General features: G+C 63.9%; 12 protein-coding genes. 6 read left to right on the top strand and 6 right to left on the bottom strand.

Annotation, left to right across the window (positions count from 1 at the left end; translation table 11 throughout):
- Window positions 1–71 precede the first annotated feature (71 nt).
- From K1X15_RS00770 to K1X15_RS00750, 5 genes are all read left to right on the top strand, one after another.
- Complete coding sequence (locus K1X15_RS00770) at window positions 72–491, top strand: endonuclease domain-containing protein (protein ID WP_220305634.1); 420 nt, start codon at window positions 72–74, stop codon at window positions 489–491.
- Window positions 488–2473, top strand: a complete 1986-nt coding sequence (locus K1X15_RS00765; RefSeq protein WP_220305633.1) for an acetyl-CoA carboxylase biotin carboxylase subunit — start codon at window positions 488–490, stop codon at window positions 2471–2473. The genes K1X15_RS00770 and K1X15_RS00765 overlap by 4 nt, the downstream gene beginning before the upstream one ends.
- Before the next feature lie 222 nt (window positions 2474–2695).
- Window positions 2696–4810 carry a methylmalonyl-CoA mutase gene (gene scpA, locus K1X15_RS00760; RefSeq protein WP_220305632.1) on the top strand — a complete coding sequence of 705 codons (2115 nt, stop codon included), beginning with the start codon at window positions 2696–2698 and terminating at the stop codon, window positions 4808–4810.
- Complete coding sequence (mce, locus tag K1X15_RS00755) at window positions 4807–5217, top strand: methylmalonyl-CoA epimerase (protein ID WP_220305631.1); 411 nt, start codon at window positions 4807–4809, stop codon at window positions 5215–5217. Before scpA ends, mce begins: the two co-directional genes overlap by 4 nt.
- Window positions 5218–5329: 112 nt before the next feature.
- The gene (locus K1X15_RS00750; protein WP_240549606.1) at window positions 5330–7990 is read left to right on the top strand and encodes a bifunctional diguanylate cyclase/phosphodiesterase; all 2661 of its coding nucleotides are present in this window, start codon (window positions 5330–5332) and stop codon (window positions 7988–7990) included.
- 50 nt (window positions 7991–8040) lie between these two features.
- Here K1X15_RS00750 and K1X15_RS00745 read toward each other — a convergent pair whose 3' ends face one another.
- Entirely contained in the window at window positions 8041–8766 is a 726-nt protein-coding gene (locus K1X15_RS00745; protein ID WP_220305630.1) for an SIMPL domain-containing protein, read from the bottom strand.
- 83 nt (window positions 8767–8849) lie between these two features.
- On the opposite strand from K1X15_RS00745, the gene K1X15_RS00740 reads away from it, so the two are divergent.
- The gene (locus K1X15_RS00740; RefSeq protein WP_220305629.1) at window positions 8850–9884 is read left to right on the top strand and encodes a Gfo/Idh/MocA family protein; all 1035 of its coding nucleotides are present in this window, start codon (window positions 8850–8852) and stop codon (window positions 9882–9884) included.
- 60 nt (window positions 9885–9944) lie between these two features.
- Here the strand turns inward: K1X15_RS00740 and K1X15_RS00735 are convergent, their stop codons facing one another.
- From K1X15_RS00735 to K1X15_RS00715, 5 genes are read right to left on the bottom strand one after another with little or no spacing between them, the layout of a single operon-like run.
- Entirely contained in the window at window positions 9945–10772 is an 828-nt protein-coding gene (locus K1X15_RS00735; RefSeq protein ID WP_220305628.1) for an ABC transporter ATP-binding protein, read from the bottom strand.
- Complete coding sequence (locus K1X15_RS00730; protein WP_220305627.1) at window positions 10769–11617, bottom strand: ABC transporter ATP-binding protein; 849 nt, start codon at window positions 11615–11617, stop codon at window positions 10769–10771. Before K1X15_RS00730 ends, K1X15_RS00735 begins: the two co-directional genes overlap by 4 nt.
- A gap of 3 nt (window positions 11618–11620) precedes the next feature.
- A complete protein-coding gene (locus K1X15_RS00725; RefSeq protein ID WP_220305626.1) occupies window positions 11621–12529 on the bottom strand; it encodes an ABC transporter permease subunit in 909 nt (302 codons plus the stop codon).
- A 9-nt stretch (window positions 12530–12538) separates the two neighbouring features.
- On the bottom strand, window positions 12539–13546 hold the full coding sequence (locus K1X15_RS00720) for an ABC transporter permease subunit (protein ID WP_220305625.1): 1008 nt from the start codon (window positions 13544–13546) through the stop codon (window positions 12539–12541).
- Between the two features lie 51 nt (window positions 13547–13597).
- Entirely contained in the window at window positions 13598–15193 is a 1596-nt protein-coding gene (locus K1X15_RS00715) for an ABC transporter substrate-binding protein (RefSeq protein WP_220305624.1), read from the bottom strand.
- Window positions 15194–15302 lie beyond the last annotated feature (109 nt).

Below are 15302 nucleotides of genomic sequence, written 5' to 3'. Positions count from 1 at the left end.
GCGAGGATGTCAGCCAGAAACACCGGCAGAACTCCCTCCCCCTTGCGGGGAGGGATGGGGTGGGGGGTCGAATGTCCCGGGACCTAGCCAGAAAACTCCGCCGCCAATTCTCCCCGCCTGAACAAGCGTTCTGGCGGATCACGCATTCCCTTCGACAGGCCGGCTGGAAGTTCCGTCGCCAGCACTTGATCGGGACGTACTATGTCGACTTTGCGTGTCTGCATGCGGGACTGATTGTTGAGGTCGATGGCGACAGTCATGGGACCGAGATTGTCCAAAGCAACGACGCAATGCGGGACGACTACTTACGAGGGCGAGGTTTCACAGTGATGCGCTTTGGCAACCGCGATGTGCTGCACAATCCGGAGGGCGTGTTCAACGTCCTGAGCTCGTACCTCAACACCCTGCCCGCGAGCCCCCCACCCCGGCCCTCCCCGCGAGGGGGAGGGAGCCGCATCGAGTATGCCGATGGCAAAGAGGACACAAAATGACAATCCAAAAACTCCTCATCGCCAATCGGGGCGAGATTGCCTGCCGGGTAATCAAGACGGCGCGGAAGATGGGCATTGCCACGGTCGCGGTCTATTCGGACGCCGACCGGGAAGCGCTGCATGTGAAAATGGCCGACGAGGCCGTGCATATCGGCGGATCGGCGGCCAAGGATTCCTACCTCCAGATCGACAAGATCATCGCCGCCTGCAGGGCAACCGGCGCCCAGGCCGTGCATCCGGGCTATGGCTTCCTTTCCGAGAATGCCGCCTTTTCGGCCGCGCTCGAAAAGGCCGGGATCATCTTTGTCGGCCCGCCCCCGGCGGCCATCGAGGCGATGGGCGACAAGATCACCTCCAAGAAACTCGCGGCCGAGGCGGGCGTCTCGACCGTGCCGGGCCATATGGGCCTGATCGACGATGCCGAGCATGCCGTCACCATCGCCAAGTCCATCGGTTATCCGGTGATGATCAAGGCCAGTGCCGGCGGCGGCGGCAAGGGCATGCGCATTGCCTGGAATGACGCGGAGGCGCGCGAGGGCTTCGAACGCTCGAAATCGGAGGCGGCGTCCAGCTTTGGTGACGATCGCATCTTCATCGAAAAATTCGTCACCGAGCCGCGGCATATCGAGATCCAGCTCATCGCCGACGGGCATGGCAATGTGCTCTACCTCAACGAGCGCGAATGCTCGATCCAGCGGCGCAACCAGAAGGTGATCGAGGAGGCGCCCTCGCCTTTCCTCGATGAGACCACCCGCAAGGCCATGGGCGAGCAGTCGGTGGCTTTGGCCAAGGCCGTGGGCTATCGCAGCGCCGGGACGGTGGAATTCATCGTCGACAAGGACCGCAAGTTCTACTTCCTCGAAATGAATACGCGCCTTCAGGTCGAGCATCCGGTGACCGAACTGATCACGGGGCTGGACCTGGTCGAACTGATGCTGCGCGTGGCCAATGGCGAAAAGCTGCCGCTGACCCAGGCTGAGGTAAGACGCGACGGCTGGGCCATGGAAAGCCGGCTCTATGCCGAGGACCCCTACCGGAATTTCCTGCCTTCGACGGGACGCCTCACCCGCTATCGGCCACCGGCCGAAAGCGTCAGCGAGGCGCTGGTCGTGCGCAACGATACGGGCGTCTTCGAGGGTGGCGAGATTTCCACCTTCTACGATCCGATGATCGCCAAGCTCTGCACCTGGGCGCCCACGCGCATCGAAGCCATCAATGCCATGGCGGTGGCGCTGGACAGTTTCGAGGTGGAAGGCGTGGGCAATAATTTGCCCTTCCTCTCGACCGTGATGGAGCAGACCCGCTTCCGCGAGGGGCGGCTCACTACGGGCTATATTGCCGAGGAATTCCCGGACGGGTTTGCGGGCGCCGAACTCAGCGAGACGCATCACGCCGATGTCGTTGCCGCCGCCGCGCTGCTGATGGCACGTCGCGAGGCGCGCAGGCTCGGCGCCGAGGCGGAAAGCCAGTGGCATGTACAGGTGGATGACAAGGCCGAAACTGTCATCTTGCACCAGAAGGGTCTGGAAACGATCGTGGACATGGGCTGGCGCAGCCAGGCGGCGCATTTGCACTGGCAGCCGGGCGAGACGCTGGCGCGGCTGGAATGGTCGGGCGGCGGACTTGCCGTGCTCAAGGTCAACCCGACCACCTCCGGCTTCCGCATCCGCTATCGCGGGGCCGATTTGAAGGTGCTCGTGCTCAGGCCCCATGTGGCGCAATATCTCAAGCATATGCCGATCAAAGTGCCGCCCGACATGAGCAAATATCTGCTCTGCCCGATGCCGGGCCAGGTGGTGCGGATCGATGTCAGCGAGGGCGAAATTGTGGAGGACGGACAGACGCTGGCCGTCGTCGAGGCGATGAAGATGGAAAACGTGCTCAAGGCCGAAAAGCGCGCCCGCGTTGCCAAGGTGCATGTCGTGCCTGGGGCGGTGCTGGCGGTGGATGCGGTGATGCTCGAATTCGAGGCGGTCTCGTGATGGCTCGCAGGGAAGCCTTGGCTCTTTCGCCTCCCTCCCCCTTGAGGGGAGGGATCGAGGGTGGGGGTGTCGGCGGCTTGGGCGAACACCAACTGGCCAATCCTGGACGAAACAACGACACCCCCACCCCAGCTCTGCTTCGGCCCTGCGGGCCGAGCGACGCTACCCTCCCCTCAAGGGGGAGGGAGGCGCAAAACGCGACGCCGGCAGAAGGAGCAGACTATGTCCGATAGTCACGACAAATGGGCCGCCCTCGCCCAGCGCGAACTCCGCGACACGCCGCTCTCATCGCTCGACCGCGACTATGGCGGGATCGGGGTGAGACCTGTCTATTTCGGCGAGGGCTCGGAAATCCCGGGCGTCGAGCCGTTCACCCGTGGCGTGCGGGCGACCATGTATGCCAATCGCCCCTGGACCATCCGCCAATATGCGGGTTTCTCCACGGCGCGGGAGAGCAACGCCTTTTACCGGCAGGCGCTGGAAAAGGGGCAGAAGGGGCTTTCCGTCGCCTTCGACCTGGCCACCCATCGCGGCTATGACAGCGATCATCCGCGTGTGGTCGGCGATGTCGGCAAGGCGGGCGTCGCCATCGATTCGGTCGAGGACATGAAGGTGCTGTTCGACGGCATTCCGCTCGACCAGATGAGCGTCTCCATGACCATGAATGGCGCGGTCATTCCGGTCCTGGCCATGTTCATCGTGGCCGCCGAGGAACAGGGCGTCCGGCAGGATCAGCTCGAGGGGACCATCCAGAACGACATCCTCAAGGAGTTCATGGTCCGCAACACCTATATCTATCCGCCCGAGCCCTCGATGCGGATCGTTGGCGATATCATCGCCCATACCGCAGAGCATATGCCGCGCTTCAACTCGATCTCGATCTCCGGCTACCACATGCATGAGGCCGGAGCCACGGCGGTGCAGGAGCTGGCCTATACCCTGGCCGATGGCATGGAATATGTGCGAGCCGCGCAGGCCCGCGGGCTCGATATCGACCGCTTTGCGGGGCGGTTGAGCTTCTTTTTCGGCATTGGCATGAACTTCTTTTTGGAAGTGAGCAAGCTGCGCGCTGCGCGGCAGCTGTGGAGCGAGATCATGACCGGGCTGGGCGCGAAGGACCCGCGCTCGAAAATGCTGCGCACGCATTGCCAGACTTCGGGCGTGTCGCTGACCGAGCAGGACCCGCACAACAATATCGTGCGCACCACCATCGAGGCGATGGCTGCGACGCTGGGCGGCACACAGAGCCTTCATACCAATTCCTTCGACGAAGCCATTGCGCTGCCCACGGAGTTTTCGAGCCGCATTGCCCGCAATACCCAGCTCATCCTGCAACATGAAAGCCGCATCACCGATGTGGTCGATCCGCTGGGCGGCTCCTATTATGTCGAGGCGCTGACCGCTGAACTGGTCAACCATGCCCGCGCCCTGATCGATGAGGCCGAAGCCCAGGGCGGCATGACCGCCTTTGTGCAATCGGGCGGCCCCAAGCTGGCCATCGAGGAAGCCGCGGCCCTCCGCCAGGCGCGCGTGGATCGGGGCGAAGACGTCATTGTCGGGGTCAATCGCTATCGCGTCGAGGCCGAGGAAAAGATCGAAGTTCGCGCCATCGACAATGCCAAGGTCCGCGCCGAGCAGATCGCCCAGCTCGAGCGCATCCGCGCGACACGCGACGAGGGCAAGTGCCAGTCCATGCTGGCAGCCCTGCGCGAGTTTGCCGCCAAGGACGAGGGGAACCTCCTTGAGGCCGCCATCGAGGCGGCCCGTGCGCGCGCCACCTTGGGCGAAATCTCCCAGGCCATGGAGGATGTCTTTGGCCGCCACCGCGCCGTGACCAAGGTGATTTCCGGGGTCTATGCCGGTGGCTATGGCGAGGACCCGCAGCTCAAATCCGTCGCCGATCGCGTCCATGCCTTCAAGGCGGCGCGCGGCCGGGCGCCTTCCATCTTTATCGCCAAGATGGGGCAGGATGGACACGACCGGGGCGCCAAGATCATCGCCTCGGCCTTTGCCGATCTCGGCTTTGCGGTCCATATGGGGGACCTGTTCGAAACCGCGCCGGAAGTTGCCGCCCATGCCGATGACCTCGGCGTCGATGCGGTGGGCGTCTCCTCGCTCGCCGCCGGGCACAAGACGCTGGTGCCCGAGCTCATCGCCGCGCTGAGGGATCGTGGACTGGGCGAGGTGACCGTGGTGGTGGGCGGGGTCATTCCCGAGCCCGACTATGACTTCCTCTACGAGGCCGGTGTCGCTGCCATTTTTGGCCCCGGCACCAATGTGCTCGATGCCGCCTTTTCCGTGCTCAACGAGATCGAGGGAAGGCTCTCCAATCGATGATCGGCCGCCTCAACCACATCGCCATCGCCGTGCCCGATCTCGCCGCGGCCGTGGAAACCTATCGCGATCAACTGGGCGCCCGGATCGGGCCGGCGCAGGCCCTGCCCGAACACGGCGTCACCGTGGTCTTCATCGATACGGGCAATACCAAGGTGGAACTGCTCGAGCCATTGGGCGCGGCCTCGCCCATTGCCGCCTTTCTCGAGAAGAACCCGGCCGGGGGCATGCATCACCTCTGCTTCGAAGTGCCCGATATTGCGGCGGCCATGGCCCGGCTGCAGGCCGGCGGGGCGCGGGTGCTCGGCGATGGCCGCCCCCGCATCGGGGCCCATGGCAATCCAGTCATCTTCCTGCACCCCAAGGACTTTACCGGCACGCTGATCGAGCTCGAGCAGGTCCCGGCCTGAGCCGTTTGCCCGGAATTAACCAAACGGCCACATTGGCCCGCCGGTAAGGGGCTCATCAACGCCTCGCCCCTAATATCGGCTCCCACAGCAGGTGCGGGCTCTCGGGCAAGGTATGAGCAAGGCTCAAGCAGAAGGACATCGCGGAGACTGGCGCCGGACCATGGCGGTGCCGATGCTGCTGGCGCTTGTCGCCATGGGCGTGGCTGCCATCCTGCTCGACCGGCAGAACCAGCAGATCGCCGAAAACCGGCTCAGGGCCGACACGCTGGCCCAGATTTCGGTGATCCGGGCCAAGCTCGAAGGCAATATTTCGGGCAATATCCAGCTGGTCAAAGGTCTGGTGTCGGTCATTTCGACCGAGCCGGACATGGACCAGGCGCGGTTCGACACGCTTGTCAGCAATCTCTTTGAGGAAGATAGCCAGCTGCGCTCGGTCGCGGCGGCGCCCGACCTTGTCATCGCCATGACCTACCCGCTCAAGGGCAATGAGGCCGTCATCGGTCTCGATTACCGGCAGGTGCCGGCGCAATGGTCCGCGGTCAAGACCGTGCTCGAAACCGGGCAGCTCAACATTGCCGGGCCGGTCAATCTGGTCCAGGGCGGCCGTGGCTTTATCGGCCGCTTCCCGGTCTATTCCGGCCTGGACGCGGAGCGGCGCTTCTGGGGCGTGGTTTCGGCCGTGGTCGATGTCGACCGGCTCTATGCCGATAGCGGCCTGCTCGACCCCGACCTTGGGCTCGACATTTCCATCACCGGCATGGATGGCACCGGCGCCACCGGCGAACGCTTCTTTGGACCGAACCTGGACGCGGCCCATCCGGTTGTGGCTGCCGTGGTGCTGCCCTCGGGCAGCTGGCAGATTGCCGCCGTGCCAAAGGGCGGCTGGAATGCCGATCCGCTCTCCGCCTGGGGGCTGCGCGGGCTGATCCTGGCGGCCGGCGCCCTGATCCTGTTCCCGGTCTTTCTCACCGCGCGGATGATCGGGGAGCGGCACGACCATATTCGCGAGCTGGGCGAACGTGAGGCAGAACTGGCCCGGCTCACCCGCCGTCTCAACCTGGCGCTGGACGTGTCCAAGGTCGGCGTGTGGGAATTGGATCTCTCGACCGATGCCGAGACCTGGGACGACCGCAACAACGAGATTTACGGCATGCCCACCGACGGCGGGCCACGCACGCATGAGCATTGGCGAGCCGCCATCCATCCCGAGGATCGCGAGCGCGCCGAAAGCACCTTCCGGACCATGATCCCCTCAGGCTATTACGAGACCGAGTATCGTGTGCTGTTGCCCGACGGCACGCTGCGCTATGTCCGCTCCGTGGGGGCGCTCTCTTCCGAGCCCGGCCAGCAGAACACGGTGGTGGGCGTCAACTGGGACGTCACCCGGGACGTCGAACTCAACGAAGATCTCCGGCGCGCCAAGCGCCAGGCCGAAGCGCGCAATAACGAGCTGGAAGCGGCCCGTATCCGCATCGAGCACAATGCGCTGCACGACAGCCTGACCGGCCTGCCCAATCGGCGCTATCTCGACGAAGTGCTGCAGCGTCACGCCGCCGACGGCTATCACGGCAGCGGCTCGATCGCATTGCTGCATATCGACCTCGATCGCTTCAAGCAGATCAACGACACGCTGGGCCATGCCGCGGGCGATGCGATGCTGGTGCATGCCAGCAAGGTGCTGCGCGCCAATTGCCGGGAAACCGATTTCGTGGCCCGGATCGGCGGCGACGAATTCGTCATCCTCTCCAGTGCCGGCGCCAGCGATGTGCGCCTCAAGCTGATCGCCGACCGCATCGTGCGCGAAATGCGCAAGCCGGCCGTGCATGAGGGCCATGAGTGCCGCTTCGGCGTCAGCATCGGCGTGGCCGTTTCGCGCGCCGCCGATATCGACGTCAGGCAATTGCTGGTCAATGCCGATATCGCGCTCTATCGCGCCAAGGCGCTGGGCCGCAACCGGCACGAATTCTTCACCGAAGCCCTGCAAGCCGAGGTGGTCCGCACCAAACGGGTGGCCGACGAGGTGCTCAAGGGCCTCGATACGCACGCCTTCCTGGCCCATTACCAGCCGCAATTCGACGCCCATAGTCTCGAGCTGGTCGGGGTGGAGGCGCTGGCACGCTGGCAGCATCCGTTGGACGGCCTCAAGGCACCCGACAGCTTCATGGATGTCGCCGAGGAGCTCAATGTGGTCGCCCAGATCGACCGCCTGATCCTCAACCAGGCGCTGTCCGACCTGGCCCGCTGGGATGCGATGGGCCTGCATGTCCCTCGCGCATCGGTCAATGTGTCTCTGCGGCGCCTGCACGACGAAGGGCTTGTCGAGAGCCTGAAGAGCCTGAAGCTGGCGCCGGGGCGGCTGGCGTTCGAACTGGTGGAATCGATCTATCTCGATGAAAGCGACGGCATCGTCGCCTGGAATATCGACCAGGTGAAAGAACTGGGCATCGATGTCGAGATCGACGATTTCGGCACCGGCTATGCGTCCATCGTCTCGCTGCAGAAACTGCATCCGCGCCGCCTCAAGATCGACCGCCAGCTGGTCATGCCCATCCTTGAGGAGCCGGCACAGCGCCAGCTCGTCGCCTCCATTGTCGATATCGGCAAGTCCATGGATATCGAGATCGTTGCCGAGGGCGTCGAGACCATGGAACACGCGGTCATCCTGCGCGACCTGGGCTGCGATATCCTGCAGGGCTATGCCTTTGCCCGCCCGATGAGCCGCGAAGCGCTCGAGGATTTCCTGCGCAAGACCCTACCGGCCCGCACGGCCTGAGGCCGGGCATCGGGCCAGCTGGCGCGCGGACCGGACAGCCTTTCGGATTCTCAGTCGACGAGGAAATAGGTGATGGTCGTGACCACGCGGACCTTCTTGTCGATCTGCTTTTCCGGCCGGTCATTGGGAATTTCCACCGCCGGCAGGATTTCGAACACGCCCTGATTGGCGGTCTGGATATCGCCAACCTGTGCGCCCGATTCAGTGGCGAACTGCTCGGCTGTTTCCTTGGCGCGCTGAGTGGCTTCGGTCAGCATTTCGCTCTTGAGATCATTGATGCCGGTGAAGACGAAGCTGGCGCCCGCGCTATAGGCGTCCGAGGAAAAGACCACACCCTGGCGCAGCAGGTCGGCCACCGAGCGGCTGGCTTCGGCCAGGTCCTGCACCCGGTCGGTGGTGACCAGCATGTCCTCGGTCAGGACGAAGCGATACTCATCGTTCATCGCGCCCGAATTGTAGCCAGCAGCGCGGTCCTCCACGAGAACGTTCTGCACCTGGATCTCATCGGCGACGAAGCCGCGGTCATCGAGGAAAGCGCGCACCGCGGCCTCGGAGGTCTCAAGGCTCGCCCGCGCCGCCTCCAGTGTCGGTCCCGTGGCCACGAAGCGGATGGGCCAGAAACCCAGATTGGCCTCGACCGAGCGCTCACTGAGGCCCTTGACCGTGACCACCCGCAGGGGTTGCCGGCTTTCGACCAGCGCGGTCCCGACAAACCAGCCAGCCAAGGCAATGCCTGCCGCCACGAAAAGCGCAGCAACAATCCCAACCAATTTCATGATAGGTCCCTCTCCCATGTCCCCTGTCGGGGAGTTGAGCGCCGGAATCGTGGCGCAACCAAGGCTTAGGAGGAGGCGGCTGAATGGTGGCTGAACAGAAGACATTCGGATTGGGCGTGGTGGGCGCCGGCATGGCAGCCAAGCCGCACGCGCAGGCGCTCAATGCCCTGAGAGACCGGATCGAGGTGCGTGGCGTCTGGCGGCGCAACCGCGCCGAACTCGACCAGTTCTGTGCCGAATACGACTTTCCCGCCGCCCCCAGCTACGAGGCCATGCTGGCCGATCCGGCAATCGAGGCTATCCTGGTGCTGACCCCGCCCAATGCCCGCGAGGAGATCGTCGCCGCGGCGGCCGGGGCGGGCAAGCATGTGCTGATGGAAAAGCCGGTGGAGCGCACCACGGCAGCGGCCGAACGGATCGTGGCGTCCTGCGAAAAAGCCGGGGTGACGCTGGGCATCATCTTCCAGCACCGGTTCCGCGCCGCCTCCATGGCGCTGGCGCAAAAGATGGCGAAGGGCGAGTTGGGCGCCCTGCACGCCGTGCATCTGGTCGTGCCCTGGTGGCGGCCGCAGCATGGCTATTATGACAAGCCCGGACGCGGCAGCTTCGCCCAGGATGGCGGCGGGGTGCTGATCACCCAGGCGATCCATTCGCTCGACCTGATGCTGAGCCTGACCGGCCCGGTCCGGGCGGTGACCGCACTGTCCGCCACCACCGGCTTCCACCAGATGGAGACCGAGGATTTCGTGGCCGGCGGGCTCGAATTTGCCAATGGCGCCGTGGGCGGGCTGATGGCGACCACCGCCAATTTCCCCGGCGGGGCGGAAAGCCTGACGCTCAATTGCGAACGTGCCACGGCGACCCTGACCGGCGGCAATCTTACCCTCAACTGGTTTGACGGCCGCACCGAAACCATCGGGGAAGCCAGCAATTCGGGTGGCGGAGCCGACCCGATGGCTTTCCCCTTCGACTGGCATATGGCCCAGATCGCCGACTTTGCAGAAGCCGTGCGGCAGGGCCGGCAACCGGTGTCGACCGGCCACACGGCCCTGGCGGTACATCGGCTGATCGACGCGCTGATCCGCTCCGGACAGGAGGGGCAGCGCGTCGTGGTCTAGGCCCTCGTTCTGTCGCGTGTCCGAACCGCAAAAGTGGTGTCCACTTTTGCCGAAAACGCTCTAGGCTGCGGCCTTTTTCCGGGCGATGCGGGCGCGGATGCTCTCGACATCGGCCCGGGGCGTGGCAGCGAACAGGGTCTTGGTATAGTCGTGCTGCGGATCGGCAAAGACCGCATCGCGGCTGCCATGTTCGACCACATCGCCGAAATACATCACCATCACCTCGTCGGCGATATAGCGCACGACGGAAAGGTCGTGGCTGATGAAGACATAGGTGAGGCCGAACTCGTCCTGCAGGTCCTTGAGCAGGTTGAGGATCTGCGCCTGGACCGAGAGGTCGAGGGCCGAGACCGGCTCGTCGAGCACCAGGAAGCTCGGGTTGAGCATCAGGGCGCGGGCAATGGCGATGCGCTGGCGCTGTCCGCCCGAAAACATGTGCGGGTAGCGGTTGAAGTGCTCGGGACCCAGGCCAACCTTGATCAGCATGGCCATGGCCTTTTCGCGCCTTTCGGCAGCCGGCATGTCGGTATTGAGCAGCAATGGCTCGGCCAGCACGTCGCCGATCTTCTGCCGCGGATTGAGCGAGCCATAGGGGTTCTGGAACACGATCTGCACCTTCTGGCGCATTTCGCGGGTCACATGGGCGGCGCTGGCGGGCAGGCCATCGATGAGGATTTCCCCGGAGGTCGGCGGATCGATCAGAGTGATCATCCGGGCCAGGGTAGACTTGCCACAACCGCTTTCGCCCACCACGGCCAGGGTCTTCCCCTTTTCGAGGGTGAAGTTGACGCCTTTTACGGCATGCACAACCTTGGCGGGCCGCAGGAAGCCACCCGAGACGACATAGTCGCGCTTGAGATCGCGGACTTCGAGAACGGGAGTGGTCATCGGCTCACTCCCGGGGCGGCTTCGAACATCATGTCGGAGACGGTCGGCAGGCGATCGCCCACGGCATTCTCGGGCAGGGCCGAAAGCAGGGCCCGGGTATAGTTCGATTGCGGGTTTTCAAACAGCGAGAGCACATCGGCCTCTTCCATCTTGTGCCCCTTGTACTGGACGATCACGCGGTCTGCCGTTTCGGCGACCACGCCCATGTCGTGGGTGATCATGATCAGCGCCATGCCGGTCTCGGACTGCAGCTTTACCAAGAGGTCGAGGATCTGCTTCTGGATGGTGACATCCAGCGCCGTGGTCGGTTCGTCGGCGATCAGGAGCTTTGGATTGCAGGCGATCGCGATGGCGATCATGACGCGCTGGCATTGGCCACCGCTCATCTGGTGCGGGAAGGCGCCGAGCCGTTCGGCGCCGTCGCGGATGCCGACCAGACGGAGCAATTCGATGGCCCGATCCCGCGCCGCCCGGCCACGCAAGCCCATATGCCAGGTCAACACCTCTTCGATCTGGAAGCCGATGGTGAAGCATGGATTAAGGCTGGCAACAGGTTCCTGGAAGATCATGGCAATGTCCTTGCCAATGATCTGGCGCCGTTCGGCCGGGCTCATGGCCAGCAGGTCCTTGCCCTCGAAGCGCATGACGTCGGCCGTGACGGTCGCGGTATTGGGCAGCAGGCCCATGGTGGCCAGCATGGCCACGGATTTGCCCGAACCGCTTTCGCCCACAATGGCCAGCACTTCACGGGCGTCCACGGAGATGTCGATGCCGTCGACGGCCTTGAAAAGGCCCACCGAGGTGTCGAACGCGACAGTCAGGTTCTTGATCTCAAGAAGGGGCATGGCTCAGCTCCGCTTGAGTTTGGGATCGAGCGCGTCACGCAGCCCGTCGCCGATGAGATTGATGGCCAGCACCGTGATCAGGATGGCCAGGCCCGGGAAGGTCACTACCCACCAGGCGCGCAGGATGAACTGCCGCGCCTCGGCCAGCATGGTGCCCCATTCCGGCGTCGGCGGCTGGGCGCCCAGGCCCAGGAAGCCCAGGGCGGCCGCATCCAGGATCGCACTCGAGAAGCTCAGCGTCGCCTGGACGATCAGCGGTGCCAGGCAGTTGGGCAGGATGGTCCGGAACATCAGTCGCAGATGGCCGGCACCGGCCACGCGGGCGGAGGTGACATAGTCCTTGCCCAGCTCGCCCAACACCGCCGAGCGGGTGAGGCGCACGAAGTGCGGTTGCAGCACCAGGGCGATGGCGATCATCATGTTGATCAGGCCCGGCCCCAGGATGGCCACCAGCACAAGCGCCAGCAGCAGCGAGGGGAAGGCCAGGATCAGGTCCATGACGCGCATGAGCACGGTATCGACCCAGCCGCCGGCATAGCCGGCAATCAGGCCGAGAACCACGCCCGCTACCAGGGCAATGACGACGACCACGGTGCCGATCAGCAGCGAATAGCGCGCGCCATGAATGAGGCGGGAGAGGATGTCGCGCCCCACCGCATCGGTTCCGAGCAGAAATCCGCTCCGGCCTCCCTCGACCCAGGAGGGCGGCAGCAGCAGCGCATCGCGATACTGCTCAATGGGAGAATGCGGTGCGATCCAGTTGGCAAAGAGCGCGGTCAGCACCAGGAGGATGAACACGACAAGGCCGATGACTGCGCCGCGATTGACGGAGAAATAGTACCAGAACTCGCGGAGCTGGTTGAGCAGCCCCATGCGCGGCGCCGGATCGGCGGCAGAAACGATATTGGTCATGCGCGTCTCCTAGCGGTGCCGAATACGGGGATTGATGAGCCCGTAGAGCACATCGACGATGAGATTGACCCCCATGACGATCAGGGCGATCAGCAGCAGGCCCGCCTGCACGACCGGATAGTCTCGACGCGAGATGGCGTCGATCATCCATTTGCCGACGCCTGGCCAGGAAAAGATCGTTTCGGTCAGGATGGCGCCGCCCATCATCACGCCCACCTGCAGGCCGATGGTGGTAACCACCGGGATCAGGGCGTTGCGCAGCGCATGCTGGCCGACCACCTGTTGCGGCGACAGGCCCTTGGCACGAGCGGTGCGCACATAGTCATCGCCCAGCACTTCGAGCATGGCAGAACGCGTCTGGCGGGCGATCACCGCCAAGGGGATGGTGCCCAGGGTGATGGTGGGCAGGATGAGATGGCGCAGGGCCGAGACAAAGGCCCCGTCCTGTCCCGAGAGCAGCGAGTCGATGGTCATGAAGCCGGTGACTGCCGGGAAGAAATAGAGGAGGTCGATCCGGCCAGAAACCGGGGTCCATCCCAGAATTCCGGAGAAGAAGATGATCAGCAGCAGGCCAAGCCAGAAGATGGGCATGGAATAGCCGACAAGGGCGGTGCCCATCAGCGTCTGGTCGTACCAGGAACCGCGCTTGACGGCGGCGACGACACCGGCGGGAATGCCCAGGATGACGGCAAAGAGCGTGGCGCAGAGCGACAGTTCAACCGTTGCCGGGAACAGGGTGAGGAAATCGCGGATCACCGGACGCTTGGTGGAAATCGAGGTGCCGAAATCGCCCTGGAAGATGCCGGCGAGATAATCCCAGTATTGTATCCAGATGGGTCGGTCATAGCCGAACTGGACGATGAGCTGCTGGTAGCGCTCGGGCGTGACGCTGCGCTCACCGGCGATCAGCAGGATGGGATCGCCCGGCAGGATGCGGACGAAGGCGAAGGCCACGATCGTGATACCGATGAAGGTCGGTACGATCAGCAGCAGGCGATTGAAGATGAAGCGGATCATGTCTTATCAGGGATGCCGGGGGCAGCAGCGCCGCCCCCGGTCTTAGTCCCGTTACTCGGCGATATCGACGCCGTCGAAGGCGTGCGTGCCCTTGGGGTCCATGACGTAGCCGGTGACCTTCGTGCTCATCGGCATGAAGACCAGCGAGTGCGCAATGGTCGCCCAGGGGGCTTCGCGCTTGAACACGACCTGAGCCTCTTCATAGAGCTTGGCGCGTTCGGCTTGGTCGGAGATGACCTTGGCCTGCTGGATGAGGGAGTCGAATTCCTCATTGCACCACTGGGCGCGGTTGGCGCTGCCGACAGCATCGCAGCCGAGCAGAACGGCCAGGAAGTTGTCCGGGTCGCCATTGTCGCCGGTCCAGCCGAGCAGCACGGCACCATCACGGTCCACGGCGGAGGACTGAGCCAGGTACTCGGCCCATTCCATCGAGACGATCTCGACATTCACGCCCACTTCGGCGAAGTCGGCCTGGATGAGTTCGGCCATGCGGCGGGCGTCGGGGTTGTAGGGACGCGACACCGGCATTGCCCAGACCTTCATCGAGAGGTTCTCGACGCCGGCCTCGGCCAGAAGCGCCTTGGCGGCTTCCGGATCATAGGCATCGTCTTCGACCGCGTCGTTATAGGACCACATGGTGGGCGGGATCGGGTTCTTGGCGATCTGGGCATTGCCCTCGAAGACCGCGTCGATGATGGCCTGCTTGTCGATGGCCATGTTCAGCGCCTTGCGGACGCGGGCATCATCGAAAGGCGCCTGCTGGGTATTGTAGGCCAGGTAGCCGACGTTGAGGCCTTCCTGCTCCATCATCATCAGGTTCGGATCGGCCTTGATGACTTCAAGGTCGGCCGGGTTCGGATAGGGCATGATGTGGCATTCGCCGGCCTGCAGCTTCTGCAGACGCACCGCCGGATCGGTGGTGATGGCAAAGACCAGGTCGTCGATCGGCTGCACGCCACCCCAGTAGTCATCGAACGAGGCGTAGCGAATGGCCGCGTCCTGCTGGTAGTTGACGAACTGGAACGGGCCGGTGCCGATCGGCTGTTGGTTCAGCATATCCATGGTGCCCGAAGCTTCGAGCTGGGCGGCATATTCAGCCGACAGGATCGAGGCAAAGTCCATCGCCAGGTTGGCAATGAAGGGCGCTTCGGGACGGGTGAGGGTGAACTTGACGGTGTAGTCATCGACCTTTTCGATCGACTTGATCAGTTCGCCCATCGACATGGAGTTGAAATATTCCCAGGTGATGCCGGCCGAATAGGCATGCCAGGGGTGATCATCCTTCAACTGGCGCTCGAACGAGAACAGCACGTCGTCGGCGTTGAAGTCGCGGGTCGGGGTGAAATATTCGGTGGTGTGGAACTTGACGCCCTGACGCAGGTGGAAGGTGTATTCCAGGCCATCGTCGGACACGTCATAGCTCTCGGCCAGGCCGGGCTCGGTGGTCGAGGCGCCCTTGGTGAACTGCACCAGGCGATTGTAGATCGGACGGCTGGAGGCGTCGAAGGTGGTGCCGGCGGTATAGGGCGCCGGGTCGAAGCCTTCGGGCGAGCCTTCCGAGCAATAGACAAGGGTCTTGGCCTGCGCTGCACCAGCGGCCAAGGCCAGCATGGCGGTCGCCGCCATGAGGGTTTTCATCAATTTCATGATTTGTGTCTCCCGAGACATTTTTTTGCGCACCCGGCTTGCCTGCCGAGGCTTGGATGCTACCAAAGCCTAGAAATTGAGGGAGCGCAATGGGGAGAGTTGACCATTT

The sequence above is a fragment of the Devosia salina genome, assembly GCF_019504385.1.
GTDB lineage: Bacteria > Pseudomonadota > Alphaproteobacteria > Rhizobiales > Devosiaceae > Devosia > Devosia salina.
The sequence above is the reverse complement of the archived record's forward strand: the minus strand, read 5'-3'. Positions and strand labels throughout refer to the sequence as shown.